The organism is Pseudomonas ogarae, assembly GCF_014268695.2.
GTDB classification, from domain to species: Bacteria; Pseudomonadota; Gammaproteobacteria; order Pseudomonadales; family Pseudomonadaceae; genus Aquipseudomonas; species Aquipseudomonas kilonensis.
The window spans coordinates 5016735-5042112 of sequence record NZ_CP077086.1 but is presented as its reverse complement, the minus strand read 5'-3'; the positions used below and the strand labels follow the sequence as shown (position 1 = coordinate 5042112).

The 25378-nt window shown below is 60.8% G+C and carries 28 protein-coding genes; 6 read left to right on the top strand and 22 right to left on the bottom strand.

The genetic code is table 11. The features are described from left to right. Position 1 precedes the first annotated feature (1 nt). The gene (locus HU749_RS22135; RefSeq protein WP_186652465.1) at positions 2 to 808 is read right to left on the bottom strand and encodes an alkaline phosphatase family protein; all 807 of its coding nucleotides are present in this window, start codon (positions 806 to 808) and stop codon (positions 2 to 4) included. Positions 809 to 992: 184 nt separating this feature from the next. Further along, complete coding sequence (locus HU749_RS22130) at positions 993 to 2060, bottom strand: ABC transporter substrate-binding protein (protein WP_018612467.1); 1068 nt, start codon at positions 2058 to 2060, stop codon at positions 993 to 995. Between the two features lie 349 nt (positions 2061 to 2409). On the opposite strand from HU749_RS22130, the gene HU749_RS22125 reads away from it, so the two are divergent. After that, positions 2410 to 3156 (top strand): UTRA domain-containing protein, encoded by a 747-nt coding sequence (locus tag HU749_RS22125; protein WP_018612469.1) that lies wholly within the window; start codon positions 2410 to 2412, stop codon positions 3154 to 3156. Between the two features lie 7 nt (positions 3157 to 3163). On the opposite strand, the gene HU749_RS22120 is transcribed toward HU749_RS22125, so the two are convergent. The 6 genes from HU749_RS22120 to minC form a co-directional block, all read right to left on the bottom strand. After that, entirely contained in the window at positions 3164 to 3346 is a 183-nt protein-coding gene (locus HU749_RS22120; protein ID WP_014339687.1) for a hypothetical protein, read from the bottom strand. A gap of 244 nt (positions 3347 to 3590) precedes the next feature. Then, positions 3591 to 4880, bottom strand: coding sequence for a M18 family aminopeptidase (locus HU749_RS22115; RefSeq protein ID WP_014339686.1), 1290 nt, complete (start codon positions 4878 to 4880; stop codon positions 3591 to 3593). A 184-nt stretch (positions 4881 to 5064) separates the two neighbouring features. Further along, entirely contained in the window at positions 5065 to 5700 is a 636-nt protein-coding gene (locus HU749_RS22110; protein ID WP_003204542.1) for an RluA family pseudouridine synthase, read from the bottom strand. A gap of 116 nt (positions 5701 to 5816) precedes the next feature. Then, the gene (gene minE, locus HU749_RS22105; protein ID WP_003179111.1) at positions 5817 to 6071 is read right to left on the bottom strand and encodes a cell division topological specificity factor MinE; all 255 of its coding nucleotides are present in this window, start codon (positions 6069 to 6071) and stop codon (positions 5817 to 5819) included. After that, the gene (gene minD, locus HU749_RS22100) at positions 6071 to 6883 is read right to left on the bottom strand and encodes a septum site-determining protein MinD (protein WP_003179114.1); all 813 of its coding nucleotides are present in this window, start codon (positions 6881 to 6883) and stop codon (positions 6071 to 6073) included. Before minD ends, minE begins: the two co-directional genes overlap by 1 nt. A 200-nt stretch (positions 6884 to 7083) precedes the next feature. Then, entirely contained in the window at positions 7084 to 7821 is a 738-nt protein-coding gene (gene minC / locus HU749_RS22095) for a septum site-determining protein MinC (protein WP_186652466.1), read from the bottom strand. Positions 7822 to 7939: 118 nt separating this feature from the next. Between minC and HU749_RS22090 the strand changes: the two genes are divergently transcribed. Together HU749_RS22090 and HU749_RS22085 are read left to right on the top strand one after the other, a co-directional pair. Then, entirely contained in the window at positions 7940 to 8872 is a 933-nt protein-coding gene (locus HU749_RS22090; RefSeq protein WP_079305106.1) for a lipid A biosynthesis lauroyl acyltransferase, read from the top strand. Between the two features lie 49 nt (positions 8873 to 8921). Next, positions 8922 to 10082 carry a patatin-like phospholipase family protein gene (locus HU749_RS22085; RefSeq protein WP_079305108.1) on the top strand — a complete coding sequence of 387 codons (1161 nt, stop codon included), beginning with the start codon at positions 8922 to 8924 and terminating at the stop codon, positions 10080 to 10082. A 213-nt stretch (positions 10083 to 10295) separates the two neighbouring features. On the opposite strand, the gene HU749_RS22080 is transcribed toward HU749_RS22085, so the two are convergent. From HU749_RS22080 to puuE, 6 genes are all read right to left on the bottom strand, one after another. Beyond that, the gene (locus tag HU749_RS22080; RefSeq protein ID WP_018612491.1) at positions 10296 to 11081 is read right to left on the bottom strand and encodes an outer membrane protein OmpK; all 786 of its coding nucleotides are present in this window, start codon (positions 11079 to 11081) and stop codon (positions 10296 to 10298) included. Positions 11082 to 11585: 504 nt separating this feature from the next. Next, the gene (locus tag HU749_RS22075; protein ID WP_079305110.1) at positions 11586 to 12887 is read right to left on the bottom strand and encodes a urate hydroxylase PuuD; all 1302 of its coding nucleotides are present in this window, start codon (positions 12885 to 12887) and stop codon (positions 11586 to 11588) included. A gap of 51 nt (positions 12888 to 12938) precedes the next feature. Further along, complete coding sequence (locus HU749_RS22070) at positions 12939 to 13442, bottom strand: ureidoglycolate lyase (RefSeq protein ID WP_039594514.1); 504 nt, start codon at positions 13440 to 13442, stop codon at positions 12939 to 12941. A 121-nt stretch (positions 13443 to 13563) separates the two neighbouring features. Continuing rightward, a complete protein-coding gene (gene alc / locus HU749_RS22065) occupies positions 13564 to 14559 on the bottom strand; it encodes an allantoicase (protein WP_095963169.1) in 996 nt (331 codons plus the stop codon). Positions 14560 to 14626: 67 nt separating this feature from the next. Next, positions 14627 to 15142 (bottom strand): 2-oxo-4-hydroxy-4-carboxy-5-ureidoimidazoline decarboxylase, encoded by a 516-nt coding sequence (gene uraD / locus HU749_RS22060; RefSeq protein ID WP_095963170.1) that lies wholly within the window; start codon positions 15140 to 15142, stop codon positions 14627 to 14629. Next, the gene (gene puuE, locus HU749_RS22055; RefSeq protein WP_014339675.1) at positions 15139 to 16065 is read right to left on the bottom strand and encodes an allantoinase PuuE; all 927 of its coding nucleotides are present in this window, start codon (positions 16063 to 16065) and stop codon (positions 15139 to 15141) included. Before puuE ends, uraD begins: the two co-directional genes overlap by 4 nt. A gap of 413 nt (positions 16066 to 16478) precedes the next feature. Between puuE and uraH the strand changes: the two genes are divergently transcribed. After that, complete coding sequence (gene uraH / locus HU749_RS22050) at positions 16479 to 16832, top strand: hydroxyisourate hydrolase (RefSeq protein WP_186652467.1); 354 nt, start codon at positions 16479 to 16481, stop codon at positions 16830 to 16832. Positions 16833 to 17176: 344 nt separating this feature from the next. Beyond that, on the top strand, positions 17177 to 18109 hold the full coding sequence (locus HU749_RS22045; protein WP_186652569.1) for an IS110 family transposase: 933 nt from the start codon (positions 17177 to 17179) through the stop codon (positions 18107 to 18109). A gap of 152 nt (positions 18110 to 18261) precedes the next feature. Here HU749_RS22045 and HU749_RS22040 read toward each other — a convergent pair whose 3' ends face one another. The 3 genes from HU749_RS22040 to HU749_RS22030 all read right to left on the bottom strand — a co-directional run bounded on the left by HU749_RS22040 (position 18262) and on the right by HU749_RS22030 (position 21122). Continuing rightward, positions 18262 to 18888 (bottom strand): LysE family translocator, encoded by a 627-nt coding sequence (locus HU749_RS22040; protein WP_079305116.1) that lies wholly within the window; start codon positions 18886 to 18888, stop codon positions 18262 to 18264. Between the two features lie 62 nt (positions 18889 to 18950). After that, positions 18951 to 20300 carry an NCS2 family permease gene (locus HU749_RS22035; RefSeq protein ID WP_046065632.1) on the bottom strand — a complete coding sequence of 450 codons (1350 nt, stop codon included), beginning with the start codon at positions 20298 to 20300 and terminating at the stop codon, positions 18951 to 18953. 375 nt (positions 20301 to 20675) lie between these two features. Beyond that, complete coding sequence (locus HU749_RS22030; RefSeq protein ID WP_014339671.1) at positions 20676 to 21122, bottom strand: MarR family winged helix-turn-helix transcriptional regulator; 447 nt, start codon at positions 21120 to 21122, stop codon at positions 20676 to 20678. Between the two features lie 82 nt (positions 21123 to 21204). On the opposite strand from HU749_RS22030, the gene HU749_RS22025 reads away from it, so the two are divergent. After that, positions 21205 to 22371, top strand: coding sequence for an aminotransferase-like domain-containing protein (locus tag HU749_RS22025; protein WP_079305120.1), 1167 nt, complete (start codon positions 21205 to 21207; stop codon positions 22369 to 22371). 153 nt (positions 22372 to 22524) lie between these two features. On the opposite strand, the gene HU749_RS22020 is transcribed toward HU749_RS22025, so the two are convergent. The 5 genes from HU749_RS22020 to HU749_RS22000 all read right to left on the bottom strand — a co-directional run bounded on the left by HU749_RS22020 (position 22525) and on the right by HU749_RS22000 (position 25296). Beyond that, a complete protein-coding gene (locus HU749_RS22020; protein WP_046065646.1) occupies positions 22525 to 22896 on the bottom strand; it encodes a glutathione S-transferase N-terminal domain-containing protein in 372 nt (123 codons plus the stop codon). 104 nt (positions 22897 to 23000) lie between these two features. Continuing rightward, positions 23001 to 23546 (bottom strand): GTP cyclohydrolase I FolE, encoded by a 546-nt coding sequence (gene folE / locus HU749_RS22015; RefSeq protein ID WP_003204506.1) that lies wholly within the window; start codon positions 23544 to 23546, stop codon positions 23001 to 23003. 77 nt (positions 23547 to 23623) lie between these two features. Next, on the bottom strand, positions 23624 to 24181 hold the full coding sequence (locus HU749_RS22010; protein WP_003204497.1) for a Smr/MutS family protein: 558 nt from the start codon (positions 24179 to 24181) through the stop codon (positions 23624 to 23626). Positions 24182 to 24254: 73 nt separating this feature from the next. Beyond that, positions 24255 to 24575 (bottom strand): hypothetical protein, encoded by a 321-nt coding sequence (locus HU749_RS22005; protein WP_014339620.1) that lies wholly within the window; start codon positions 24573 to 24575, stop codon positions 24255 to 24257. Positions 24576 to 24705: 130 nt separating this feature from the next. Continuing rightward, complete coding sequence (locus HU749_RS22000; RefSeq protein ID WP_079302201.1) at positions 24706 to 25296, bottom strand: cysteine hydrolase family protein; 591 nt, start codon at positions 25294 to 25296, stop codon at positions 24706 to 24708. Between the last annotated feature and the right edge of the window lie 82 nt (positions 25297 to 25378).

The window sequence follows — 25378 nt, the reverse complement described above, 5'->3', positions numbered from 1 at the left end:
TTCACTTGAGTAACTCCTGGCAGTAGGGTTTGTCGTGGTCGACGCCGAGCAATTGGCAAATGGTGCCGCACAGTTCGGTCTGCCGGGGCGTGGCGGCGGGATCGAAACTGAAGCCGCTGCCCAGGACAAACAGCGGCACTTCCCGTTCTTCGGCCAGCAGACCGTTATGGGAGCGGTCGTTGTTCATGCCGTGGTCGGACGTCACCAGTACCTGGTAACCGGCGTCGAGCCAGGCTTGCAGGTAGACCGCCAGGTTGATGTCGGCCGAGCGGGCGCTGTTGCGGTATTGCGGGGTGTCGAGGCCGTGCTTGTGGCCGGCGTCGTCGATATTCATCGGGTGCACCAGCAAAAAGTTCGGCAGGTAGCGCAAGCGCAGGTGTTCGGCGTCGGCGAACAGATGGGAATCGGGGTAGTGGTCATTCCAATAGAAATGCCCGTACTGGATTGGCAAATCGGGGTTGTCGGTGTGACGATCACGACCGGCCACGAAGGGCGAAACGTTGTAGAGCTCGCTGACCCAGTGATACGCCGCGGCCGCCGTACTCAAGCCGGCCTGGGTGGCGTAGTGGAAAATGCTGCGCTGGTGCGACAGGCGCGAGACGCTGTTGTGCACGATCCCGCTGTCGATGGGCACGACGCCGGTGAGGATGCATTCATAGAGCGGACGGGACAGGGCGGGCAACTCACATTCCAGTTTGTAGAGGGCCGCGCGTCCTGCGCTGACGTAAGCCTGCAAATGCCCCATGGCATGCCGGGCGACCTCATGGTTGAGACCGTCGAGCACCACCAGGATGACGTTGTGCTTCATGGGTACCGGGACTCCGGGCAGGGGTCAATGAGGTCTCGGATTCACCTGGTTTCACTGTGGGAGCGAGCCTGCTCGCGATGGCGGCTGACCTTCAACAATGATGTTGACTGACATGCCGCTATCGCGAGCAGGCTCGCTCCCACAGTTGAATCTTCTCCAGATATCCGAATGGGGGATTACCCCTTTATTGCATGTTGATGATCACTTCTTCCTGCCACTTCTGCGGCAGTGCCTTGGAAGTCTTCTCCCACGCGTCCGCATCCTTGATCGGGGTCACGCCTTTGTACTGCTCGTTCGGCAGCAGCTTGGCCTTGACCTCTGCCGGCAGGGTCAGGTGCTCGGCGCGGATCGGACGGGCGTTGCCCTTGGCCAGGTTGATCTGGCCGGCGTCGCTGAAGATGTACTCGCGGGCCAGCTTGGCGGCGTTCGGGTGCTTGGCGTATTTGTTGATGATGGTGGTGTAGCCGGAGATGACCGAGCCGTCGGACGGAATCAGCACGACATAGTCATCCGGGTTAGCCATCTTGGCCTTGTAGCTCAGGCCGTTGAAATCCCAGACCACGCCGACTTCGACTTCACCTTTTTCCATCGTGGCGATGGTCGGGTTGGCCATGGACAGGCGCCCTTGCTTGGCGATCTCGGCGAACATCAACAATGCCGGCTGGACGTTCTTCTCGTCGCCGCCGTTGGCCAGGGCGGCGGCCAGCACGCCGTTGGCGGCTTGGGCAGCGGTGCTCACGTCACCGATGGAAACTTTGTATTTGCCGGTCTTCAGGTCCGCCCACTTGGTCGGTACTTCGGAGCCGTGCAGCAGCTTCTTGTTGACGATGAACGCGATGGTGCCGGTGTAGGCCAATGCCCAGTTGCCGTCCTTGTCCTTGGCCCAGGCAGGGACTTGTTCCCAGGTACTTGGCTTGTAGGGTTGGACCACGCCCTGCTTGACCGCGATCGGGCCGAACGCCGCACCAACGTCGCCGATGTCGGCGCTGGCGTTGTCTTTCTCGGCGGCGAACTTGGCGATTTCCTGGGCCGAGCTCATGTCGGTGTCGATGTGTTTCAGGCCGTAGAGCTTGGCCAGGTCGTCCCAGGTGCCTTTCCAGTTTGCCCAGTCATCGGGCATGCCGACGCTGTTCACGGCGCCTTCCGCTTTCGCAGCGGCTTCCAACGTTTTCAGATCGGTGTCAGCGGCCATGGCGGCGGTGCACATGGCAATGGTCGAGCCTAACAGTGATGCCAGGAAAAGCTGTTTCATCCGAAGCTCCTATGGGCGTTTTCAACGCTGCGATTGCGGTTGTGTTGGTCTAGGTCAGCAATACCTGAGCCAATGTAGGCGAGCCCTGTGACATTTTGATGTCGGTGCCGGATCTCCCGGGAAATGCCAGGCTCGTGGGGGTTGGCTGCGAATTAAGCGTAGACCATGGTTAAACAGCTGATCTGCAAGGACTTGGCCGTTAATTTGCACGCTTGCAAAACGACCGTTCGGCGGCTCTGTCATCTGCCAGTCATGTGCAGTGCCTAGGCTTGCTGGACCCAGAAGCGGATCGATGCACCGTCGATCCTGCCCCGAAACAGTGCTGGTCTAGTCCAGATAGGTAACGTTGATGCGCATCGATGCAACCAAAGCGGTGACAGCCATCGGACAGGTCCTGCAAGAGCAGCTCGACCACGGGTTGCTGGCGCCCGGCAGCAAATTGCCGGCCGAGCGCAAGCTCAGTGAATTGTTCGGGACCACGCGCATTACCGTGCGTGAGGCGTTGTTGCAGCTCGAAGCCCAGGGGCAGATTTATCGGGAGGAGCGCCGGGGTTGGTTCGTCTCGCCGCCGCGTCTGGCCTACAACCTGATGCAGCGCAGCCATTTCCACGCCATGGTCGCAGCCCAGGGGCGTGTGCCTTCTACCCAAGTGATCTCGGCGCGCCTGCAACCCGCTTCGGCGGCGGTGTGCGCCTGGTTGCAGTTGCCGGCGTTGTCCAGCGTGATCCAGATCTGCCGGGTGCGGCGTATCGACGAGCGGCTGGTGCTGTACGTCGAGCACTACCTGAACCCGCAGTATTTTCCGGACATCTTGGGGTTCGACCTCAACCAGTCCATCACCGAGCTGTACGCCCGCCATTACGACCTGCACTACGGCCGGGTGAAGTTTGAAATTGTGCCCACCTCTCTACAGCCGGAAGCGGCAGCGGCGTTGAAGGTTTCGGTGGGCAGCCCCGGGCTTCGAATTGCACGGGTCAACTATGACCAGCATCAGCGGCTGATCGATTGCGACCTGGAGTTCTGGCGACACGATGCGATCCATGTCGGCGTGGATGTGCCGGAGCAACCTGAGCCGGAACAATCGCCGACAGCCTGAGACAGGGTCAGAGCGACTCGTTGAGCTTGCTCAGGATCTTGATCACCACTGTGGCGAGAATCAACAACATGCCGATCCACATGGCAAAGACCCCGACGTTCTTGTCACGGAAGTTGAAGCCGATGGCCAGCAGGATCATGCCGGCAATGATGGGCACCAGCATGGCGTTGAACGAAGACATCGAGATCATGGCGACAGCCTTGTCGGGAGGGATAAGGTCAGTCTAGTTGGGGTTTTGTCGGGGTGTGCTGATGTATGTCACATCGCCCTCATTCCCGAGGCAAACACTGTGTGGGAAGAAAACTGTATGGGAGCAAAGCTGTGTGGGAGCAAAGCTTGCTCGCGATGAAGGCGACTCGGTCTTTCCAGAAATCGAGTCGCCTTCATCGCGGGCAAGCCTTGCTCCCACAGGGTTCATCATGCCTTCGGGGCGGCTATGGCAATTCGCGAGAGGCGTAGAACGCGCTCAGCACCTTCACCAGATGCGCCAGGTCATGGCTGCCGCACAGTTCGCGGATCGAATGCATGGCGAAGGTCGGCAGGCCGATGTCCACGGTACGCACGCCCAGTTGGCTGGCGGTGATCGGGCCGATGGTCGAACCGCAGCCCATGTCACTGCGCACCACGAAGCTCTGCACCGGCACTTCTTCAGCCATGCACAGGTGGCGGAAGAACCCGGCGGTTTCGCTGTTGGTGGCGTAGCGCTGGTTGCTGTTGACCTTGATCACCGGGCCGGCGTTGAGCTTGGGGCCGTGGTTGGCGTCGTGCTTGTCGGCATAGTTGGGATGCACGCCGTGGGCGTTGTCCGCCGAAACCAGCAGGGACTTCTGAATGGTGCGGACGAACTCTTCACCTTCAGGCAGCAGGCGACGCAGGGTCTGTTCCAGCATCGGACCGTCGGCGCCACAGGCCGAGCATGAGCCGACCTCTTCGTGATCGTTGCACACCAGCACGCAGGTTTCTTCGGTGTCGGCGTTCAGCAAGGCTTGCAGGCCGGCGTAGCACGACAGCAGGTTGTCCAGGCGCGCGCCGGCAATGAAATCGCCGTGCAGGCCAATGACCGCAGCGCTTTGCGTGTCATAGAAGCTCAACTCGTAATCGAGCACCACGTCGGCATTCAGGCCGTGTTCGCGGGCCAGTTGATCGGTGAGCACGGCACGGAAATCGACGCGCTCGTCACCGGCGAACTGGGCAAGGATCGGCGGCAGTTCATTCTGCGGGTTGATGGCCCAGCCCTGGTTGGCTTCGCGATTGAGGTGGATGGCCAGGTTCGGGATCGTGGCGATCGGCGCCTTGAAATCGATCAACTGGCTTTCGACCTTGCCGTCGCGGCGGAAAGTCACGCGCCCGGCCAGGGACAGGTCGCGGTCGAACCACGGCGCCAGCAACGCGCCGCCGTAGACTTCCACGCCCAGTTGCCAGAACCCGTGGCGTTGCAGTTCCGGCTGCGGCTTGACCCGCAGGCAGGGGCTGTCGGTGTGGGCGCCGACCAGGCGGATGCCGTCGTGCAACGGGGAGTTGCGGCCGAGCTTGAAGGCGATGATCGAGGAGTCGTTGCGCGTGACGTAATAGCGACCGTTGGCCTCGGTGGCCCAGGTCTCGCGTTCGTCAAGACGCTGATAGCCTGCCGCCTCCAGGCGCTTGGCAAGGCTGGCGGTGGCGTGGAACGGGGTAGGGGAGGCCTTGAGAAAGTCGATCAGGCCCTGGTTCAACTCTGCGCGCATAAGAAACTCCAGACAGCAATGGGCGGGAGTTTACCGTATTGCTGATGGATGGGGAGGCATCCTGTTGGTTGTTCAACCTGTGGGAGCGAGCTTGCTCGCGATAGCGTCAGATCAGCCAGCAGGGTGATCGACTGACACACCGCATCGCGAGCAAGCTCGCTCCCACAGGCGGTCATGCGAATCTTCAGAACGGCGCCGGGCACTCGAAGCGCAGGCGCTCGCCGCTTTGCGGATGGGTGAAGCTCAGCATGCTGGCGTGCAGGCACAGGCGCGGCCAGGCAGCAAGGGCCTGCGGGTGGGCGTAGAGCCCGTCGCCCAGCAATGGATGACCGATGGACAGCATGTGCACGCGCAATTGATGCGAGCGCCCGGTAATCGGTGTGAGTTCGACCCGGCACCAATCGCCGCAACGTTCCAGCACGCGCCAGAAGGTCAGGGCGTGTTTGCCGTGCTCATGGTCCACCACATGCCGAGGTTTGGTCGGCGGGTCATAGCGCAAGGGCAGGTCGATGCTGCCGCTGTCCAGTTCCGGTTGGCCCCAGCACAGAGCCGTGTAGGCCTTTTCGGTTTCGCGATCATGAAATTGCCGGGACAGTTCGCGATGAGTGTCCGGGTCGCGGGCCAACAGGATGATGCCGGAGGTTTCCCAGTCCAGTCGGTGCACGATTCGCGCTTCCGGATAGCCGTTTTCCTGCAGGCGGGTGATCAGGCAGTCCTTGTTGTCGTCGGCCCGGCCGGGCACGGAGAGCAACAGGGTCGGCTTGTCGACCACCAGGACAGCGGCGTCCTGATGAATGATGCGGATGTTGGACAGGGGCATTGAAAACAGTCTCGTTACAAACGCCAACGGCGGCTCGGGCCCTTTTTTCCTAACCCTGTGGGAGCACAGGGTGAAGAACTTTGGGGCCCGAGCCGCCGTGGCTCCAGCCGGAGCTATCAGCGATCCGGCAGGGTGATGTTGAGTTCCAGGATCGAGCAACTGCCCTGGCTTTCCAGTGCCACATGCACGTCATCGCTACCGATGTTGACGTACTTGCGGATCACTTCCACCAGTTCCTTCTGCAAGGCCGGCAGGTAGTCAGGGGTGCTGCGTTGGCCGCGTTCGTGCGCCACGATGATCTGTAGACGCTCTTTCGCGACCGAGGCGGTACTGGGCTTTTTGTTGGCACGAAAGAAGTCAAAAAGGTTCATTACCTACCTCCAAACAGGCGCTCGAAGAAACCCTTCTTCGTTACATCGAGGAAACGATGTTCCACGGTTTTGCCCAGCAGGCGATCAACGGCATCGCTGTATGCCTGGCCGGCATCGCTCTGGTCGTCGAGAATCACCGGCACGCCGGAGTTGGAAGCCTTGAGTACCGCTTGGGATTCCGGAATGACACCCAGCAGGGTGACGGCGAGGATTTCCTTGACGTCTTCGACGCCGAGCATTTCGCCATCGCTGACCCGTTGCGGGTTGTAGCGGGTCAGCAGCAGGTGTTCCTTGATCGGCTCTTCGCCCTTCTCTGCACGACGGGATTTGCTCGCCAGCAGGCCCAGCATGCGGTCGGAGTCACGGACCGACGACACTTCCGGGTTGGTCACGACAATCGCTTCGTCAGCGAAGTACATGGCCAGGTGGGCACCTTTCTCGATACCGGCCGGGGAGTCGCACACCACGAACTCGAAGTCTTCCTTGAGTTGCATCAGCACTTTTTCCACGCCTTCCTGGGTCAGCGCGTCTTTGTCGCGGGTCTGACTGGCGGCCAGCACGTAGAGGTTCTCAAGGCGCTTGTCCTTGATCAGGGCTTGTTGCAGGTTCGCTTCGCCATTGACTACGTTGACGAAGTCGTAGACCACGCGACGCTCGCACCCCATGATCAGGTCCAGGTTACGCAGGCCGACGTCGAAGTCGACGATGACTGTCTTGTGGCCGCGCAGAGCGAGGCCGGTACCGATAGCGGCGCTGGTGGTGGTCTTACCCACACCACCCTTGCCGGATGTAACCACGAGAATCTTGGCCAAGGTGTTTCACCCCTAAGGAAAAAGGACTTTGTCAGTCCCTGAAAAACATCTCTGGAAAACTGCTGCAATTGGACAGGCTTGGCTGGAATCGGATGTCGGGCGGGGTCTACCTCCGGTAAACACTGCCTGATCCTTTTTCCTACGTCGTTTAAGCCGTTTTCGCTCGTTTTAGAGATGCTTGGAAAATGCGGCAGTATCCGTTAAAGCCGAATGATGTTCAACACGTCGCCCGACAGGCTGATCTGAACGCCGGCCCCCCACAGCGGATCGCGGCGCAAATCCTCGGAGACCTTGTACTGCCCGGCGATGGAGACCAGTTCAGCGCTCAATTGCTGACAGAAGATCCTGGCTTTCGTATCCCCCTTGACGCCGGCCAGCGCGCGACCGCGCATCGGGCCGTATACATGGATGTTGCCATCGGCCAGAAGTTCCGCCCCCGGACTGACCGAGGACACGATGACCAGATCGCCACCCTGGGCATAGATCTGCTGCCCGCCGCGCACTGGCGAAGTGATGACGCGCGTCGGCTTGATGGTGGGCTCCGGTGGTTTTTCCGGGGCTTTCTTTGCTTCGACCGGGCTCAGCTCAAGCACGCGCTCCCGGGCGCCGGACGGCGGCAGCACGGGAATGTCCACGGCGATGGCGGCGGCGATGTCTTCGATGCGGCTGGCGCGGATCGCCAGGGTACGCAAGCCGTGCTGGCGGCAAACGCGCATCAGGCCGGGCAGATCCACCGCGCCTTCGCCGGCCGGCAGCTTGTCCAAGGCCAGCACCAGCGGGGCGTTGCTGAAGAAGTTCGGCGCCTGGGCGACTTTCGCCGCCAGTTGCCGGTCAAGGCTTTCCAGGTCGTTGCGGGCCAGCTCCAGCACCGTAATGGCGAGCATGCTGCCCTTCAGCTGGAACACGGGATCTTGGTCTAGCGGTTCGGTTTGGCTCATGGTCGGCGTACAACGGCTTGTCACTAAAAGTGCCGAGACTTATAACGAGATCGTCCGCCAGCCGCAACCCGGGTCGAACAATGTAGAATGCGCGGCCCATGTCTTAATGGAAGCTGTAATGGATCGCCCGCGTTTTCGAACTGCATTTTTTCATCCGCGTTTCTGGCTGCTGTGGTGCGGCCTGGGGCTGTTGTGGCTGATCGTCCAGTTGCCTTATCCGTTACTGCTGCGGGTCGGTCGTGCATTGGGTGCGCTGATGTACCGGGTGGCCGGCGACCGACGGCGCATCGCCCGTCGCAACCTGGAACTGTGTTTCCCGCAAAAGTCCGCTGCCGAGCGCAAGCGGCTGCTCAAGGATAACTTTGCCTCCACCGGCATCGCCTTTTTCGAAATGGCGATGAGTTGGTGGTGGTCGCGTTCGCGGCTGGCGAAACTGGCCCATGTCGAAGGGCTGGAGCACCTCAAGCAGGCCCAGCGCGAGGGCAGGGGCGTGATCCTGATGGCGCTGCATTTCACCACGCTGGAAATCGGCGCGGCCTTGCTCGGCCAGCAGCACACCATCGACGGGATGTACCGCGAGCACAAGAACCCGCTGTTTGACTACATCCAGCGCCGGGGCCGCGAGCGGCATAACCTCGACTCCCTGGCGGTGGAGCGTGACGACGTGCGCGGCATGCTCAAGCTGCTGCGGGCCGGGCGGGCGATCTGGTATGCGCCGGACCAGGATTACGGCGCCAAGCAAAGCGTGTTTGTACCGCTGTTCGGCGTCCAGGCCGCGACGGTCACCGCTACCAGCAAGTTCGCCCGCCTGGGCAAGGCGCTGGTGGTGCCTTTCATTCAGGAACGCCTGGCCGACGGTAGGGGTTATCGCCTGGTGATCCAGGCCCCGCTGACGGATTTCCCAGGCGAGACCGAGGAAGCCGATTGCATCCGCATCAACCAGTGGGTCGAGCAGTCGGTGAGCGCTTGCCCCGAGCAATACCTTTGGGCGCATCGGCGCTTCAAGAGCCGTCCGCCGGGCGAGCCCAAGCTGTACGACAAGCGCGGTTGAGCCAGCAGTCCGCCATTTTTCAGCAGCACCTTGAGCACGGAGCATTGCGATGACCCCAGCTGAACCGGTTACAGGATTGATTCTTTCCGGCGGCGGGGCTCGAGCGGCGTATCAGGTAGGCGTACTGGCGGCCATCGCCGAATTGTTGCCGGACGGGGCACGAAATCCGTTTCCGGTGATCGTCGGCACGTCGGCGGGGGCGATCAACGCGGTCAGCCTGGCGAGCGGGGCGATGGACTTCAAGACCGCCATCGAACGGCTGACGGCGTTCTGGCAAACGGTGCGCAGCCATCAGGTCATGCGCAGCGACTGGCGGGGCGTTATTGCCCAGGCCAGGCGTTTCATCATTCATAGCCTACTAGGCCTGGGGGCCAAGCTGCCGGTGGCGCTGATCGACAGTTCGCCGTTGCGCGAACTGCTCCAGGCCCAATTCCATGCCTCGGGCATCGAGCAGGCCATCGCCGAGCAGCAATTGCGAGCGGTGGCGGTGACGGCGTTCGGTTATGAGTCCGGCCAGGCCGTCACCTTCTACCAGGGGCGCGGGACCATTGATGCCTGGCTGCGCCACCGGCGTATTGGTGTGCCGACGCAGTTGTCGGTGGAGCATCTGTTGGCCAGCTCGGCGATTCCGTTATTGTTCGCGCCGGTCAGGATCGGCCCGCAATATTTCGGTGACGGCGCGGTGCGGCAATCGGCGCCCATCAGCCCGGCATTGCACCTGGGAGCCAATCGTGTGCTGGTGATCGGCGTCAGCGGCAACCCCCGTGGCGCAGGCGGGCAGGATCCCTCCGAGCGCAGCTACACCGGCCTGCAACCGACCCTGGCGCAGATCGGCGGACATATGCTCAACAGCACGTTCATTGACAGCCTGGAAAGCGACATCGAGTTGCTTGAGCGCCTGAACGGGTTCAGTCACCTGCTGCCTGATGACGTACCGGCCCATGCCCTCGGCGCGGCGCCAGTAGATGTGCTGGTGATCTCACCCAGCCAGCCGATCGACGAAATCGCCGCCCGTCATCGCCAGGAGCTGCCCCGTGCGTTGCGGTTATTCTTGCGCGGGCCGGGCGCGACCAAGACCAGCGGTGCGGGGGTGCTGAGTTATCTGTTGTTCGAGGCGGGGTATTGCAGCGAACTGATCGAGCTGGGACGCCAGGATGCGTTGGCGCAGCGTGAGGCGTTGAGTCGGTTTTTGGGGTTGGCGCAGGGGTAACTGATCCACCGCAATCGCGAGCGGGCTCGCTCCCACAAGGGGATTTGTGGTGGGCGCTGAACTTGTGGTTGGCACACAACCAATGTGGGAGCGGGCTTGCTCGCGAAGGAGACTGAACATTCAACATTGATGTTGGCTGATGGTCCGCTTTCGCGAGCAAGCCCGCTCCCACAAGGGATTTGCGGTGAGCTCTAAACCTGAGGCTCAGTCAGGTCAGAAATGGTACTTCAGCAAGAAGCTGGTATTGCTCTGGTTGGTCTTGAACCCGTCGCTGTCTTCGATCCCGTACTTGTTTTTCCAGTAGTCATACTCCACACCCACATACAACTGCTTGGCGCCGAGCTTCAACGCCTTGCCCAGGTCATATTTGATCTGCGGGTTGATGTGCAGGTTGGCGTGGTAGGTGCCCTTGGAGTTGGTGTCGTTGTCCACCACCCAGTCGATGAAACCGTCGATCAGGATGTCGGATGAGCCCACCGGGAGGGTGTAGGCCCAGGTCGGGGTGATCTGCCAGACGTTGTCGCCGGCGCGCGGGCCTTCGGTCTGGCGGTTGTAGAAGTTCAGCTGGAAGTAGTCGAAGCCGGGGATCGCCAGGTCGAAGCCCGGGCCGATCAGGTAGGACTCGTTGTCGCCTTCGCCGAACTCATACGTCATGGCCAGCAGCACATCCTTGATCGGGCCAAGTTCCAGCTTCTGGTCGAAGATCTTGCCGAACGACAGGCGTGGGCTGAACTCGCCGTAGTAGGTGTTCGGGCCGGACTGGCTGTCGTCCTGGCCGTTATAGAAGATCCGATCGAGAAAGAAGAAGTTGTCCCCGTATTTCCAGGCGTCGGCGTGTTCGAAGGTCACGGTCTGCTGGATGCGCGGGTTGACCTGGAAATCCTTGCCATACAGGTAGGTCAGGCTGTTGTTCTGCCACTGGAACAGGTCGTCGGCCATCGCTTGGCCCCCGGCCAACAAGGATCCTGCGAGTATCAGGCTGGTGCACGTACGTTTCATTCGGTTTGCTCCCAAAGGTAAGTGGTACCGCTTTTTTTCAGGTCAGCGCTCTGGTGTGGCGCCTTTTTCCATGGACTAAAAAACATCCGTTCGGTCAGCTTTTTGAGCGTGGCGAATGCTGATAGCAAGAGCTGAGCCAAGGCCGGGGGAAACCCGGGAAAAGGCTCATCCAGCTGTTTGGAACAGTCGAAAAAGGTGTGTTCAGAAGGGCGCTTATTCTATCCGCCGGTGCCGGGATAAGTTGGCGGGCCGGTCAGGATCGGAGAGGGGTTTTGTGTCGGCCGGTTTCGAACGGCCGCGCAGGGTACGGGCTTGCACCGCAGGGCTCAAGTGCCCTGCAACGGCGCATGCGCGGCGAATTTGGGGCGTGATGGAGGGGCTGGGTCATCGGGTGCTTTCCTCTTGTTTTTATTGTTGAGGCGCAGGCAGTCGCTGACGGGCGGCCGGTGGTGAGCCGGTCGGCCTGTCAGCGGTATGACATGTGACGCTATTGGCGCGCGAGGTTCAGTTGGTCCGCGCGCCCTGGTTGATCCACGCGCCGATCAGATCGCGTTCCTGCTGGGTCATCTGGGTGATGTTGCCCAATGGCATGATCTGGCTGGTGACGGCCTGGGCCTGGATGCGCGCGGCCTGTTGCTGGATCTGCTGCGGGGTGTCGAACATCACCCCGCCCGGCGCGGCGCTGAACAACGGGCTGGTGGGCTTGGCCGAGTGGCAGACCGAGCAGCGTTCCTGGATCACGCTGTGGACCTTCTCGAACGAAGGGCCCTGGGCGTTGGCGGCCTGAGTGGGCGCCGCTGTCGGTGCGGCGGGGGCCGTCGCCGGTTTTGCGCCACCCCCCACTGCCGTTTCCGGCAACGGTTGGTACTCGATCACGCCGGGCGCCTTGGCCACCTCCGGTGCGGTGGGCATGGGCTTGGGACCTGTGACATACGCCAGGCAGATCATCGCCAGGGCACCGACCGGCAGCGTCCAGGCAAACCGGTTGCTGTCATGGCGCGTGTTGAAGTAGTGGCGCACCAGCACCGCCGCCACGGCGATCCCGGCCAGGATCAGCCAGTTGTACTGGCTGCCGTAGGTGCTCGGGAAATGGTTGCTGATCATGATGAACAGCACCGGTAGGGTGAAGTAGTTGTTGTGGCGCGAACGCAACAAACCCTTGGCCGGCAGTGCAGGATCGGGCGTGCGGTTCTCGGTGATGGCCGCCACCAGTGCACGCTGGGCCGGCATGATGATGCGGAACACGTTGCCAACCATGATCGTCCCGATGACCGCCCCGACGTGCAGGTAGGCGCCGCGACCGCTGAACACCTTGCTGAACCCGTAGGCCGCAGCGATCAACAGTACGAACAGGATCACGCCGAGCAGGGCAGGGCGCTTGCCCAGGGCTGAGTCGCAAAGAAAGGAATAGACGAACCAGCCGACGAGCAACGAACCGAGGCCCAGGGCGACGCCTTCGGGACCACTCAGGCTGCTGCCGGGAGCCAGCAGGTAGACGGTCGGGTTCCAATAGAACACCACGCACAACAGCGCGATGCCCGACATCCAGGTGAAGTAGGCTTCCCACTTGAACCAGTGCAGGTTGTCCGGCATGGAGGGTGGCGCGAGTTTGTATTTTTCCAGGTGGTAGATGCCGCCGCCGTGGATGGCCCACAGGTCGCCAGCCAGGCCGCTCCTGGGGTTGACGCGATTGAGGTTGTTTTCCAGCCAGACGAAGTAGAACGACGCGCCGATCCAGGCCACGCCAGTGATCATGTGAACCCAGCGTACGCTCAGGTTCAGCCATTCCAGCATATGTGCTTCCACAGTCTTTACCTCTCGCCCGTCACGCTTGTTTTCGCGTGATCGGACCTTCTCTTATTGGTGGGGGGCGAGGATCAAACACTCATCCTCTTTGAAAAAATGCTCATCGCAGTTATTGCCTGTGCCACTGCGATCAACCACCAGGAAGTCATCCCGCTTTTCGATCGTCAGCACCGGGTGGTGCCAGACGCCGCGATGGTAATTAATGCCCTGCCTGCCGTTGGTGACGAAGGCGCGGACCAAGCCTGATACAGGTGCATCGCCAAGTGGCGCGACCACGATCAGAAAGGGGTTGCCGAGCAGCGGAATGAAGGCTTGGCTGCCCAGCGGATGGCGCTCCAGCATGCGTACGGTCAGCGGCATGTCCAGCGCGTCGGCGCGGAAAATGCTGATGATCGCCTTGTCGTCCGGCGTGGCGGTTTCCACTGTCGCCAGGCGATGGAAGCGCATGGTCGAACCGTTGTTGATCATGAAGTGATCGCTGCCGTCGGTTTCGATCACGTCACCGAACGGGGCGAAGGCTTCTTTGGTCAACGGTTCGATCTTGAGTGTGCGCATGCTGGTTTTCTTACCTTGAATTTTGTGTTGTTTGTTGTGCTGCCATCGCGAGCAAGCTCGCTCCCACAGGGGAATGCATTTCAAATGTGGGAGCGAGCTTGCTCGCGATTCGGGTTCACCCTTATTTCGACACCTTACCGAGCACCCGCAGGCGACTCACGCCGCCATCCGGAAACACGTTCAGGCGGATATGGGTGATCGGTCCCAGGGCTTTGATCTGCTCGGCGAAGGTGTGTTCGGCATGCATTTCCAGTTTCTGGCTCGGCAGCAGCTCGCGCCAGAACAGCGATTGGGTTTCGATCTGGCTGTCGGTGCCGCCCTTGACGAACGCGCCCTGGATCGAGCAGCTGTCGGGGTAGTTGCCCTTGAAGTGCAGGGTGTCGACGATGACTTTCTCGACTTCGCCGGCATGGCCCAGGGCGACGATCACCCAGTCATTGCCCGGGGTACGACGACGGGCAGTTTCCCAGCCGTCGCCCATGTTGACGCCACGACCCGGGTTGAGGATGTTGCTCATGCGGCCGAAGTGTTCGTCGGAGCAGGCCAGGGCACGGCCACCATTGAGGGCGGCAGCCAGGTCGATCTGTTCATTGTCGCCCACGGCCGACCAGTCGCGGAACGGAATGCCGTAGACCCGCAACCGAGCCACGCCGCCATCGGGGTAGATATTGAAGCGCAGGTGGCTGAAGGCCTGGTCGTTGCTGATTTCGTGGTAGTGGTGGCTGTTGCCTTGCAGCTCGACGGCCGACAGCACTTCAGTCCATTGGGTGTTTTCGTCTGGCTCGCCTTCGGTCAGGAAGCAGGCTTCCAGGGAGGCCGACGGTGGGTAGTTACCGGTGAAGAATGAGGTGTCGATGTCCACGCCTTTGATCGAGCCGGCCACACCCAGGCGGATCACCGCGCTGTCGTAGCCTTCGAAGCGCTTGCGCCGCGATTCCCAGCCGTCCATCCACTTGCCGTTGTCATCGAACACGCCCTCCTTCCATACGGCCGGGGTCGGTTGGAACAAACGGTTGGCGTCGGCGAACCAGTCATCGGTGACCGAGATGATCTTGGTGCCGAGGCGGGCATCGGCCAGGTTGACGAACTTCTCGAAAGGTACGGCGTAAGCTTTCATTCTTCTTGTCTGCCTTTAAATAAGTTGGCTGGGAATGCTTGCAGGAGCCCGAAGGCCAAGCTGCTCGCTAAAGGGTCAGTAATCGGAACAACGCGATCTTGTTGATCTCTGCCAGCGCGCATTTGAATTCGGTGTCTACCGAGTGATGGATGCGCGTTTCGAACGCCGCGAGGATCTGATGCCGGTTGCTGCCTTTTACCGCCATGATGAAGGGAAACTTGAACTTGGCCTTGTAGGCGTCGTTCAGCTCGGTGAAGCGCTGAAACTCTTCGGCCGTGCATTGGTGAATACCGGCGCCGGCCTGTTCGTTCGTGCTGGCTTCGGTCAGTTGGCCCTGGACGGCGGCTTTGCCGGCCAGGTCCGGGTGAGCGTTGATCAGGGCCAGTTGGCTGGCGTGATCGGCGCTCAACAGGATGTCGCTCATGCGCTGGTGCAGGGTTTCGATCTGGTCGATCGACGGGTCCTGGCCCAGGTCGAAAGCCTTTTCGGCGACCCATGGCGAATGTTCGTAAATGTCAGCGAAGGCTTTGACGAACGCTTCGCGGTTCAAGGTAGAAGGTCTGAGGGTCTGGAAGGCAGTCATTTCGAAGCCTCCGGATACGGGTGCGTCTGTTGCCAGTGGCGGGCGATGTCGACGCGGCGGCTGAACCAGACCTGTTCATGACCCTTGGCATATTCAAGGAAGCGCTTGAGGGACGCGAGGCGGGCAGGGCGGCCGATCAGGCGGCAGTGCAGGCCGATGGAGAGCATCTTGGGGGCTTCGGCGCCTTCGGCATACAGCACGTCGAAGGCGTCCTTGAGGTATTGGAAGAAATCGTCGCCCTTGTTGAAACCCTGCACCTGGGTGAAGCGCATGTCGTTGGTGTCGAGGGTGTAGGGGATCACCAGGTGCGGCTTGCCGTTGGGCGTGTTCGGTTCCCAGTAGGGCAGGTCGTCGTCGTAGGTGTCGCTGTCATAGAGAAAACCGCCTTCCTCCATGACCAGTCGGCGGGTATTGGGGCCGGTGCGACCGGTGTACCAACCCAGCGGACGCTCGCCAGTGATTTCGGTGAGGATGCGGATCGCTTCAAGCATGTGCTCGCGCTCCTGGGCCTCGTCCATGTATTGGTAGTCGATCCAGCGATAGCCGTGGCTGCAGATTTCGTGACCGGCGGCGACCATGGCGCGGATCACGTCCGGATGGCGCTGGGCGGCCATGGCCACGGCGAAAATGGTCAGCGGGATATCGAATTCCTTGAACAGCTTGAGGACCCGCCAGACCCCGGCACGGCTGCCATACTCGTACAGCGATTCCATGCTCATGTTGCGCTCGCCCTGCAGCGGTTGCGCCGCGACCATCTCCGAGAGGAACGCCTCGGATTCCTTGTCGCCATGCAGGATGTTGCGCTCGCCGCCTTCTTCGTAATTGAGCACGAAGGACAGGGCGATGCGGGCATTGCCCGGCCACTGGGGATGGGGAGGGTTACTGCCGTAACCGATCAGGTCGCGTGGGTAGTCAGCGCTCACTGCAGTTTTCCTTCTTGTTCGAACCATGTGGGTGGCGCCCTGGCGATGGATCATAGGCTGGCGTCACGACGATGGAGTGATTGTATACAACTTTATGTGCGATTTGTAAGCCTGATTTTTTGCATTTTTCACCGCTGTCCCCGGTTTGTCTACACTGCAAGAAACCTGCCCATCTGGTCAATTAATGGCTGGAAGAGTGGCGCATCCGTTGGTGTGGCTTAAGATTGGGCAGGAGCCTTTGTCGGAACGCATGCGGACTAAATATCTGTTTTTTATTGTGTACAATTTTCTTTTAAAGTGTCTTAATTCGCTCATCGCCGTGGCGTTTCGTGCTCCGAAATGGTGCGGCCTGTCTTTCAACTGATTCAGGAGGCGTCGGGCCGGACTGCACAGCAGCGAGGCGCGCACAATCAATGGGACGTTTGACTACTCACGTTTTGGATGCTGCACACGGCTGCCCGGGCAGCTCGATCAAGGTCGAGTTGTACCGTGTGGAAGGTTCGCAACTGCAGCTGCTCGCCAGCGCGCTGACCAACAGCGACGGTCGCTGCGACGCACCGCTGCTGCAAGGGGATGACTACCGTTCGGGCGTCTATCAGATTCAATTCCATGCCGGTGACTACTACCGCGCCCGTGGTGTCCAGTTGTCCGAGCCGGCGTTCCTGGATGTGGTGGTGCTGCGCTTCGGCATTTCGGCCGAGCAGGATCATTACCACGTGCCGCTGCTGATTTCACCTTACGCCTATTCCACCTATCGAGGCAGCTGACCCCAAGCGGCTGCCTTGTCTTGGAAGCGACTGCGCATGGCGCTTCTTTGGTTTTTCGCCCGCTCACACTGCGGGCTTTTTTTCGTCCATGAAAATAGGGTGTCTGGGAGGGCGCCTTCGCGAGCAAGCCCGCTTGTGTCTTGCGCTGCGATTAGACTGAAGGTGAGAGCGGTGGGCGGCAAGCTGAACGCCCGAAGTGCTTAAAGCACGTGTGGGAGCCCATGCTGCCACTCACCTCTCCGCTCTGGTCATTGAGCCCGAACAGTTGAACGAGCCCACCTCGAACAGTTACAAGCGTGGGCCAAGCCAGAGCGCTCTCACCTTGAGTGTAAGAGGGTTTGGCTATGTTTTCCTATCCAGCAGGTATTGATGTTTCCAAAGACAGTCTTCAGGTTCAGGTTGATCTGTTAGATGTCGGGGTGAGTTGCCCTAACGCCGAGGGTGATTTTCCTGGATTAATTGGTTGGCTACTGCTCCATCAGGTCGGTCGCGTGTTGCTTGAAGCCACAGGCGGTTACGAACGAAACGTCATGAAAGCGCTTCAGGCTGCAGGCTTTGAGGTCATTCGGATCAACCCTTGCCGTGCCAAGAACTTTGCCAAAGCAATGGGACAACAAGCTAAAACCGACCCGATAGATGCGCGCCTCCTGGCACAATTTGCAGCGGTTATTAAATCTGCTAACAGCCGGGTCACAAGTGCCGAACAGGACGACTTACGCGCACTGGTCCAGCAACGGGAAAACTTTGTTCAGCAGAGAGATGACGACAAGCGCAGACTTAAAACGGCCTCGTCTGAGGCAGTCAAGCCCGCGTTGCAGAGTCATATCGACTATCTATGTGAAGCCGTTAAGCTGATAGAAAAATTGATCCATCAAAGCGCTGAAAGCCTGGACCGTGAAAAAGTTACTCGTCTGCGCTCGGTCAAGGGGATCGGTCTCGTTACGGCGGCTAGTGTAATGGCCTATCTTCCAGAGCTCGGCGAGGTTGGCCGGCATCAGATCGCTGCATTAGCAGGTATCGCCCCCTACAACGACGACAGCGGTACGCACAAAGGCAAACGCTACATCAGTGGCGGTAGGTTCGCCGCCAGGCGCGCTCTGTATATGGCCTGCTGGTCTGTAATCAGGTTTCAGCCTGACTTCAATGCGCGGTACAAGGCGCTGCGCGAGAAAGGTAAATGCGCCAAGGTTGCGCTCATCGCATGTATGCGAGTCTTGTTGGTACGTCTAAACGCAATGATCCGGGATGGTTCTGAGTGGAAGGGCCGCATCGCCTGAATTGTGATTATGGGAATCCCCTTCAGACTTGCATAGCCCAGAGCTGTGGGAGCCTCGCTGCCCCTGGAAAAGATGGCTAAATAAATCATCCAAGACAGTTGCTCCCACACTGGATTTTGTGGGAGCGAGCCTGCTCGCGATGCTTTTGGCGCTTAGCGGCTCAACAAGGACGCCGCCCCCGCACCGCCAAACAACCCGGCACTGACCCGGTTGAACCAGCCCTGGCCCTTACCCGTACGCAGATACCGCGCCGCACCGTGGGCGCCGAAGCCGTAGGCCAGCTTGCACAGCAGGTCGAGTACGGTCCAGGTGGCGATCATGATCAGCAGTTGTGGCAGGAACGCTTGTTCGGCGCTCAAGAATTGCGGCAGGAAAGCGGCGAAGAACAGGATGTCTTTCGGGTTGCTGGCGCCCAACACGAACGCCCGGCCAAAGAGGGCGCGAAAGCGCGGGACGGCGGCGGCCTGGGGCACGTCGGCGCCTTGGGACGGTTGGCGCGATTGCTGCCAGCTCTGCCAGGCCAGGTAAAACAGGTACAGGGCACCGACAATCTTCAGGGCACTGAACAACTGCTCCGACGCCATCAACAACGCACCGAGCCCCAGCGCCGAGGCGCTCAGCAGGCAGATCGACGCGATGACCCCACCCAGGAACGCCGGATACGAGCGGCGCAGGCCGTAGTTCAGGCTGTTGCCGATCATCAACAACGACAACGGGCCGGGGATGAGGATCACCACCAAGGCGGCGCCACTGAACAACAGCCAGGTTTCCAGATTCATTGCTTTGCTCCTGATGTACAAAAGCCTCACCCAAGGGGTGAGGCGGGTGGATATGTTGTCGCTTACAAGAAGATGAACTTGGCGATGAAGATCGCGCAGAGCACCCACAGGCTGACGGAGATTTCCTTGTGTTTACCGGTGCCGGCCTTGAGCACCACATAGGTGATGAAGCCCAGGGCGATACCGTCGGCGACCGAGAACGTCAGGGGCATCATGATGGCCGTGACAATGGCCGGGATGCTGTCGGTCGCCTCGTCCCATTCGATGTGGGCCATGCCGCCCATCATCAGCATGGCAACGTAGATCAAGGCCCCGGCCGTGGCGTAGGCCGGGATCATCCCGGCCAGCGGTGCGAAGAACATGGCGGCAATAAATAGCACACCGACGGTCACGGCGGTAAGCCCCGTCCGGCCACCTGCCGCCACACCAGCGGCACTTTCCACGTAGCTGGTCACCGGCGGCACGCCGACCATGGCGCCAAATACGCTGGAGGCACTGTCGGCTTTCAAGGCGCGGGACAGGTTCTCGATCTTGCCATCGGCTTTTACCAGGCCGGCGCGCTGGGCAACGCCCATCAGGGTGCCGGCGGTGTCGAACATGTGCACGAACAGGAAGGCCAGCACCACGCTGATCATGCTGACGTTGAACACACCGGCTACGTCCATCGCCATCCAGGTGGGGGCCAGGCTCGGTGGTGTCGACAGGATGCCGTTGTACTGCACCAACCCCAGGCCCCAACCGGCCAGGGTCACGGCGATGATACTGATCAGGATCGCGCCGAACACGCGGTGATAACTGAGCACGGCGATCATCAGGAAGCATACCGCGGCCAGCAATGGACCGGGCTCACGCAACGAGCCGAGCTTGATCAGGGTGGCGGGGCTGTCGACGATGATTCCGGCGGTTTTCAGGCCGATCAGTCCGAGGAACAACCCGACCCCCGCGCCCATGGCGAACCGCAGGCTCACCGGAATGCTGTTGAGCAGCCACTCACGGACTCGTGACAGGGTCAGGACCATGAACAGCACACCGGAGATAAACACCGCGCCCAATGCGGTTTCCCAGTTGTAGCCCATGGTGCCGACCACGGTGTAGGTGAAGAAGGCGTTCAAGCCCATGCCTGGCGCCAGGCCCACCGGCCAGTTGGCGTACAGGCCCATCAACAGGCAGCCCAGGGCGGCGGCGATGCAGGTGGCGACGAACGCGGCACCGTGATCGATGCCGGCGTCGGCCATGATGTTGGGGTTGACGAAGATGATGTAGGCCATGGTGATGAAGGTCGTCAGGCCGGCAATCAGCTCGGTCTTCACCGTGGTGCCGTGCAAGCTGAGTTTGAAGAGGCGTTCCAGCCAGCCACTGCGTAGTGGCGGCGAGAGGTCCAGCGTCTGGGCTTCGGGTTTGCGGCTTTCCACAGCGAGTACTCCTCAAGAGTCTTATTGTTATTTCCAGCACCGCACACGCCCTGGGGGTGGCTGCGATGCGCTGAGGCAGGTAAGGCTGGCGAAGTATGTTGACCTGTTGGTCAGGAACTCGCACGAAGCGAATTATGCTTTTGTATACAAATAAAGCAAATAATGTTTTCTGTGTTGTCGACGAAATGTCTGGCGATAGGGGTATATCGCCCTTGAGGGCGCTATCGCGAGCAAGCTTTGCTCCCACAGCGGGTGTCCACTGACCCTCCGTGGGAACAGCTTTGCTTCCAGCAGGTGTCCGCTGAGACCCTCTGTGGGAGCAAGGCTTGCCCGCGATGGCGATAGACCGGGCAATACACAGCTTGCAGAGAAAACTCAGTCGACAGCCACCTGACCTTTTCCCAGCCCCAGATTCACCGCCAACCACCCATCCACCGCCGCTTCCCCGGCCTCGGCAAACACCCGCTCCAGCAGTTTCACCTGCTCACGCCGCAACGCCTGTTCGAACCGCTCGCCCTCGGCCGTCAGTTCCAGCAGCCGCTTGCGCTTGTCGGTCTCGGACGCGACGCTGTTCACCAGGTGCATTTCCATCAGCTGCCGCAACGGCATGTTCAGCGCCTGCTTGCTCACCCCGAGCAATGCCAGCAATTCCTTCACGCTCAATGACGGGTAGCGGGCGATGAAAAAAACGATGCGCTGGTGCACCCGGCTCAACCCGCGGCGCTCGAGCATTTCATCGGCCTTGGCGGTGAACGCCTGGTAACCGAAGAAAAACGCTTCCATGGCCATCTGTTGGGAAGTCGGGTTTTTAAGGTCAAGCATATTGACGTATCCACAGAGGTCGGCGTAATTTCGGTCAACCAGTTTGACTCATTCCTCCCGTGCCCCGCTACAGGTGACCTCCATGGCTTTTTCCGAACGTGTCTCGCGCCTCAAAAGTTCTTTGATTCGAGAAATCCTCGCGGCGGCGCAGCGCCCTGAAGTGATGTCGTTCGCCGGCGGCCTGCCGGCCGAAGCCATGCTGCCGAAAGTGGAATGGGCGGCCATGCCGTTGTCCATGGGCCAGTACGGCATGAGCGAAGGCGAACCCGCCCTGCGTGAAGCCCTGGCGGCCCAGGCGCGGGCGCTGGGTGTGGCCTGTGAGGCGAGTCAGGTGCTGGTAGTCAGCGGCTCCCAGCAAACCCTTGACTTGGCGGCCAAGCTGCACATCGACGTCGGCACACAAGTGATGCTCGAAGCGCCGACGTATCTGGCGGCGTTGCAGATTTTCCAGTTGTTCGGCGCCGACTGCATCACCGTGCCCCTGGAGGCCGACGGCCCGGACCTGAAACAGTTGCGGGCCCGGCTGGAGCGGCATCGGCCTGCGTTCATCTACCTGATTCCGACGTTCCAGAACCCCTCGGCGGTGCGCTACAGCGAGGCCAAGCGCGATGCGGTGGCGGCGCTGTTGGACGAGTTTGGCGTGACCCTGATCGAGGACGAACCCTACCGCGAGCTGACGTTCGATGGCGGCAGTGCCACGCCGATTGTCAGTCGCTTGAAGAAGGCCAGCTGGATCTACACCGGCACCGTGTCGAAAACCCTGTTGCCGGGGCTACGGGTGGGCTACCTGATCGCCAGCCCGGATTTGTTCCCGCACCTGCTGCGACTCAAGCAGTCGGCGGATTTGCACACCAATCGCATCGGTCAGTGGCAGGCGCTGCAATGGATCGGCACCGAGCAATACCGCAGCCATTTGAGTGAGTTGAGGGATTTCTATCGGGACCGTCGCGATCGGTTCCAGGCGGCGTTGCAAAAGCATTTCTCTGATATCGCGGACTGGAACGTGCCCCAGGGCGGGTTGTTTTTCTGGCTGACCCTCAGGCAGCCGCTGGACACCCGCACCTTGCTCCCCGCCGCGCTGACGGCCGACGTTGCGTTCATGCCGGGGGAGCCGTTCTTTCCGGAGCCGGACCAGCATCCGGGGCACTTGCGCTTGAACTTCAGCCACATCGACCCGGCGCGGTTGGATGAAGGGCTCAAGCGGTTGGCGGGGGTGGTGCGGGAGGCGTTGGCTGCAAAAGCAGCTTGATATCAGGGGGCTTTGTGGTGGCTGTCCGGGCCCCATCGCGAGCAAGCTTTGCTCCCACAGGGACAGTGGTGAATACAAATCCAGTGTTCACCAAGGCCCCCTGTGGGAGCAAAGCTTGCTCGCGATGAGGCCAGTCGTCACACCAGAAAACTATCAGGCTGCCGAGAACCGCTTATCCAGATAATCAATGATCACCTTGGACTCATACATCCAGGTGGTCTCGCCATTCTCTTCAATCCGCAGGCACGGCACTTTGATCCGGCCGCCTTGCTCCAGCAGCGTCTGGCGATCCTGCTCATTGTTTTTCGCATCGCGCAGGGCCACCGGCACATTGAGGCGGCGCAGGGTGCGGCGGGTCTTCACACAGAACGGGCAGGCATGGAATTGATACAGCGTCAGGCTGCGAGCGGCTTGCTCAACCTGCGCCTGGGCCTCGGCCGGGCGCTGTTTCTTGCCCGGGCGGGTGATGAAGTCGATGAAGATGATGAGCTGGCCCAAGCCAACTCGAAGCGCTTTGACGATCACGGTATTAAGCCTCGCGGCAGGGAAGAAGAGGGCGCGCAGCTTACCTGATTTTTCACGGGCGAAAAAAAACCGGCGATCAATGCCGGTTTTCTTCATGCGACGGATTACTTGATGAGGCTGAGGAACTCGCTGCGAGTGGCGGCGTTTTCCCGGAACTCGCCGAGCATCACCGAGGTGATCATCGAGGAATTCTGCTTTTCCACGCCGCGCATCATCATGCACATGTGCTTGGCCTCGATCACCACCGCCACGCCCAGGGCGCCAGTCACTTGCTGGACCGCATCGGCGATCTGGCGGCTGAGGTTTTCCTGGATCTGCAGGCGCCGTGCATACATGTCGACGATGCGCGCGACTTTCGACAACCCCAACACCTTGCCGCTCGGGATGTAGGCCACGTGTGCCTTGCCGATGAAAGGCAGCAGGTGATGTTCGCACAGCGAGTACAACTCGATGTCCTTGACCAGCACCATTTCGCTGTTGTCGGAGCTGAACAAGGCACCGTTGGTGACTTCTTCCAGGGTCTGTTCATAACCGCGGCAGAGGTACTGCATGGCCTTGGCAGCACGCTTGGGCGTGTCGAGCAGGCCCTCGCGGGAAACGTCCTCGCCCAGTTGGCCGAGAATCGCGGTGTAATTCTGTTCCAGAGACATGAAACTACCTGTGGGATTTTACGCAAAGGGCAAGGGTACGGTGGCGGACACGGCGCTGCAAGCTCGGCAAGCGAGGGCTATTCGTCGCGACCTTCCATCATGGTGCGCTTGAGCATCACGTAGACCGCCCCGGCGCCGCCGTGTTTTGCCTGGCAGGAGGTGAAGCCCAGCACTTGCGGGTGCTGGCGCAGCCAGGTGTTGACGTGGCTCTTGATCATCGGCCGCTTGCCGTCCAGGCGCACGGCTTTGCCATGGGTGACGCGCACGCAGCGGATTTCGAACTTGGTGGCTTCGGCCAGGAATGCCCACAGGGTTTCCCGGGCCTTTTCGACGCTCATGCCGTGCAGGTCGAGGCTGCCTTCGAAGGGGATCTGGCCGACCTTCAGCTTGCGCATCTGGCTTTCCTGGACACCGTCGCGGGCCCACATCAACTCGTCTTCCGGCCCGACGTCGATCACGAACTGATCGGACAAGCCGTCCACGGTCGTGGCGTCGGTACGCACGGTGGCGGCCTGGCGCAGCTTGGCGATTTGCGCGCGATCGGCCTTGGGCTTGCCGGTTTCGGCACGGTCGTGCTTGATCGGTTTTACGCCCTGGATCGCACTTTTGAACAGGGAAAAGTCGTCGTCTTGCATGTCAGCCTCCGCGAAGCCGGCCAGTTTACCCAACTCTGGCGGGATCAGGCGCGACAAAACGTCGGATGGCGGGTCAGTCGTGCTTTTTCATCAGGTGCGGAGCCATGGCCAGCTCCAGGGATTGGCGGGCACGGCGGCGGCAGCGGCGCCAGAGCCAGACGCCCAGCAACAGCACGAAAAGCCCGACCGCCAGGATGATTGCCGAACCCATTGGTGTGGCATTCAACTCGCCCAGTGCGGGTGGGCGGCCCAGCAGGCTGGCGGCACCGGCCATGGCCAGCAGTACACCGAGTGTTGCCAATAGCGCAGCGATCGCCGCGCCAAAACGAAACCGCCAGTTGCTTGGGCCTTTAGGCCGCAAGCGACGTGCGTCAAAACCATCGGATAACTTCATTCCGACCTTCCTCAATGGGTATCGGCCCTTCGACCGGAAGATGTTCGGGTTGTTCCTGACAGTATGGCAATTGCGGCAAATGAGAGGCTTTTGCGGATGAGCGGCGAAAGTGGCCGCTCATCAAGGCGAATCAGATGAAGTCACGGGTCAACGCCAGGGTGGCGAAGTTGTCCGCCATGATCGCCATTTCGGTCTGCTGAACGTGTTCGGCGCTGAGGACGCCGCCCTTGTACGGCAGGTCGCGCGTGGCGCAGGCGTCTTCCACCAGGGTACAGCGAAAGCCCAGGTTCTTGGCGGCGCGCACGGTGGTGCTGACGCTGGAGTGGCTCATGAACCCGCACACGATCAGGTCCAGGGGGCCGAAGTCTTCCAGGCGCTTTTTCAGTTCGGTGCCGTGGAACGCGCTGGGCAGCAGCTTTTCGACCACGGTTTCGTCGCCCTGGGGTTCGAGGCCGGGAATGAATTCCCCGCGCTCGCCTTGTGGATCGAACAGCCCGCCGTGGGTGCCCAGGTGGCGCACATGCACGATCGGCCGACCGGCTGCACGGGCCGCACCGAGCAATTGATTGATGTTCGCGACGGCTGCATCCATGCCGCTCAGGGCCAGGGGGCCTGCGAGGTATTCTTTCTGGGCATCGATGATGATCAAGGTCGCTTGACTCAGATTGGCCGCTGCATAACCACGGCCGCTGAGTTGAAACATCGTTTTTGGAACGGACATTCTGGGGCTCCTTCGAGTGGGGCTTTTGCGACATTGTCCTCTGGCTGAGCGGTTCTGTGAATCGCTTCCATCGCAAGGGCCG

Bases quoted from the DNA above. Each gene is read 5' to 3' on its own strand.
- HU749_RS22130 (WP_018612467.1), bottom strand. From the start codon at position 2,060: ATGAAACAGCTTTTCCTGGCATCACTGTTAGGCTCGACCATTGCCATG.
- HU749_RS22115 (WP_014339686.1), bottom strand. From the start codon at position 4,880: ATGCGCGCAGAGTTGAACCAGGGCCTGATCGACTTTCTCAAGGCCTCC.
- folE (WP_003204506.1), bottom strand. From the start codon at position 23,546: ATGTCTCTGGAACAGAATTACACCGCGATTCTCGGCCAACTGGGCGAG.
- HU749_RS22070 (WP_039594514.1), bottom strand. From the start codon at position 13,442: ATGCGCACACTCAAGATCGAACCGTTGACCAAAGAAGCCTTCGCCCCG.
- HU749_RS22005 (WP_014339620.1), bottom strand. From the start codon at position 24,575: ATGAAGTTATCCGATGGTTTTGACGCACGTCGCTTGCGGCCTAAAGGC.
- HU749_RS22080 (WP_018612491.1), bottom strand. From the start codon at position 11,081: ATGAAACGTACGTGCACCAGCCTGATACTCGCAGGATCCTTGTTGGCC.
- uraD (WP_095963170.1), bottom strand. From the start codon at position 15,142: ATGACTGCCTTCCAGACCCTCAGACCTTCTACCTTGAACCGCGAAGCG.
- HU749_RS22125 (WP_018612469.1), top strand. From the start codon at position 2,410: ATGCGCATCGATGCAACCAAAGCGGTGACAGCCATCGGACAGGTCCTG.
- minE (WP_003179111.1), bottom strand. From the start codon at position 6,071: ATGAACCTTTTTGACTTCTTTCGTGCCAACAAAAAGCCCAGTACCGCC.
- HU749_RS22030 (WP_014339671.1), bottom strand. From the start codon at position 21,122: ATGCTTGACCTTAAAAACCCGACTTCCCAACAGATGGCCATGGAAGCG.
- HU749_RS22040 (WP_079305116.1), bottom strand. From the start codon at position 18,888: ATGAATCTGGAAACCTGGCTGTTGTTCAGTGGCGCCGCCTTGGTGGTG.
- HU749_RS22010 (WP_003204497.1), bottom strand. From the start codon at position 24,181: ATGCAAGACGACGACTTTTCCCTGTTCAAAAGTGCGATCCAGGGCGTA.
- alc (WP_095963169.1), bottom strand. From the start codon at position 14,559: ATGAAAGCTTACGCCGTACCTTTCGAGAAGTTCGTCAACCTGGCCGAT.
- HU749_RS22025 (WP_079305120.1), top strand. From the start codon at position 21,205: ATGGCTTTTTCCGAACGTGTCTCGCGCCTCAAAAGTTCTTTGATTCGA.
- HU749_RS22045 (WP_186652569.1), top strand. From the start codon at position 17,177: ATGTTTTCCTATCCAGCAGGTATTGATGTTTCCAAAGACAGTCTTCAG.
- HU749_RS22000 (WP_079302201.1), bottom strand. From the start codon at position 25,296: ATGTCCGTTCCAAAAACGATGTTTCAACTCAGCGGCCGTGGTTATGCA.
- HU749_RS22110 (WP_003204542.1), bottom strand. From the start codon at position 5,700: ATGCCCCTGTCCAACATCCGCATCATTCATCAGGACGCCGCTGTCCTG.
- HU749_RS22135 (WP_186652465.1), bottom strand. From the start codon at position 808: ATGAAGCACAACGTCATCCTGGTGGTGCTCGACGGTCTCAACCATGAG.
- HU749_RS22090 (WP_079305106.1), top strand. From the start codon at position 7,940: ATGGATCGCCCGCGTTTTCGAACTGCATTTTTTCATCCGCGTTTCTGG.
- minC (WP_186652466.1), bottom strand. From the start codon at position 7,821: ATGAGCCAAACCGAACCGCTAGACCAAGATCCCGTGTTCCAGCTGAAG.
- uraH (WP_186652467.1), top strand. From the start codon at position 16,479: ATGGGACGTTTGACTACTCACGTTTTGGATGCTGCACACGGCTGCCCG.
- HU749_RS22085 (WP_079305108.1), top strand. From the start codon at position 8,922: ATGACCCCAGCTGAACCGGTTACAGGATTGATTCTTTCCGGCGGCGGG.
- HU749_RS22120 (WP_014339687.1), bottom strand. From the start codon at position 3,346: ATGATCTCGATGTCTTCGTTCAACGCCATGCTGGTGCCCATCATTGCC.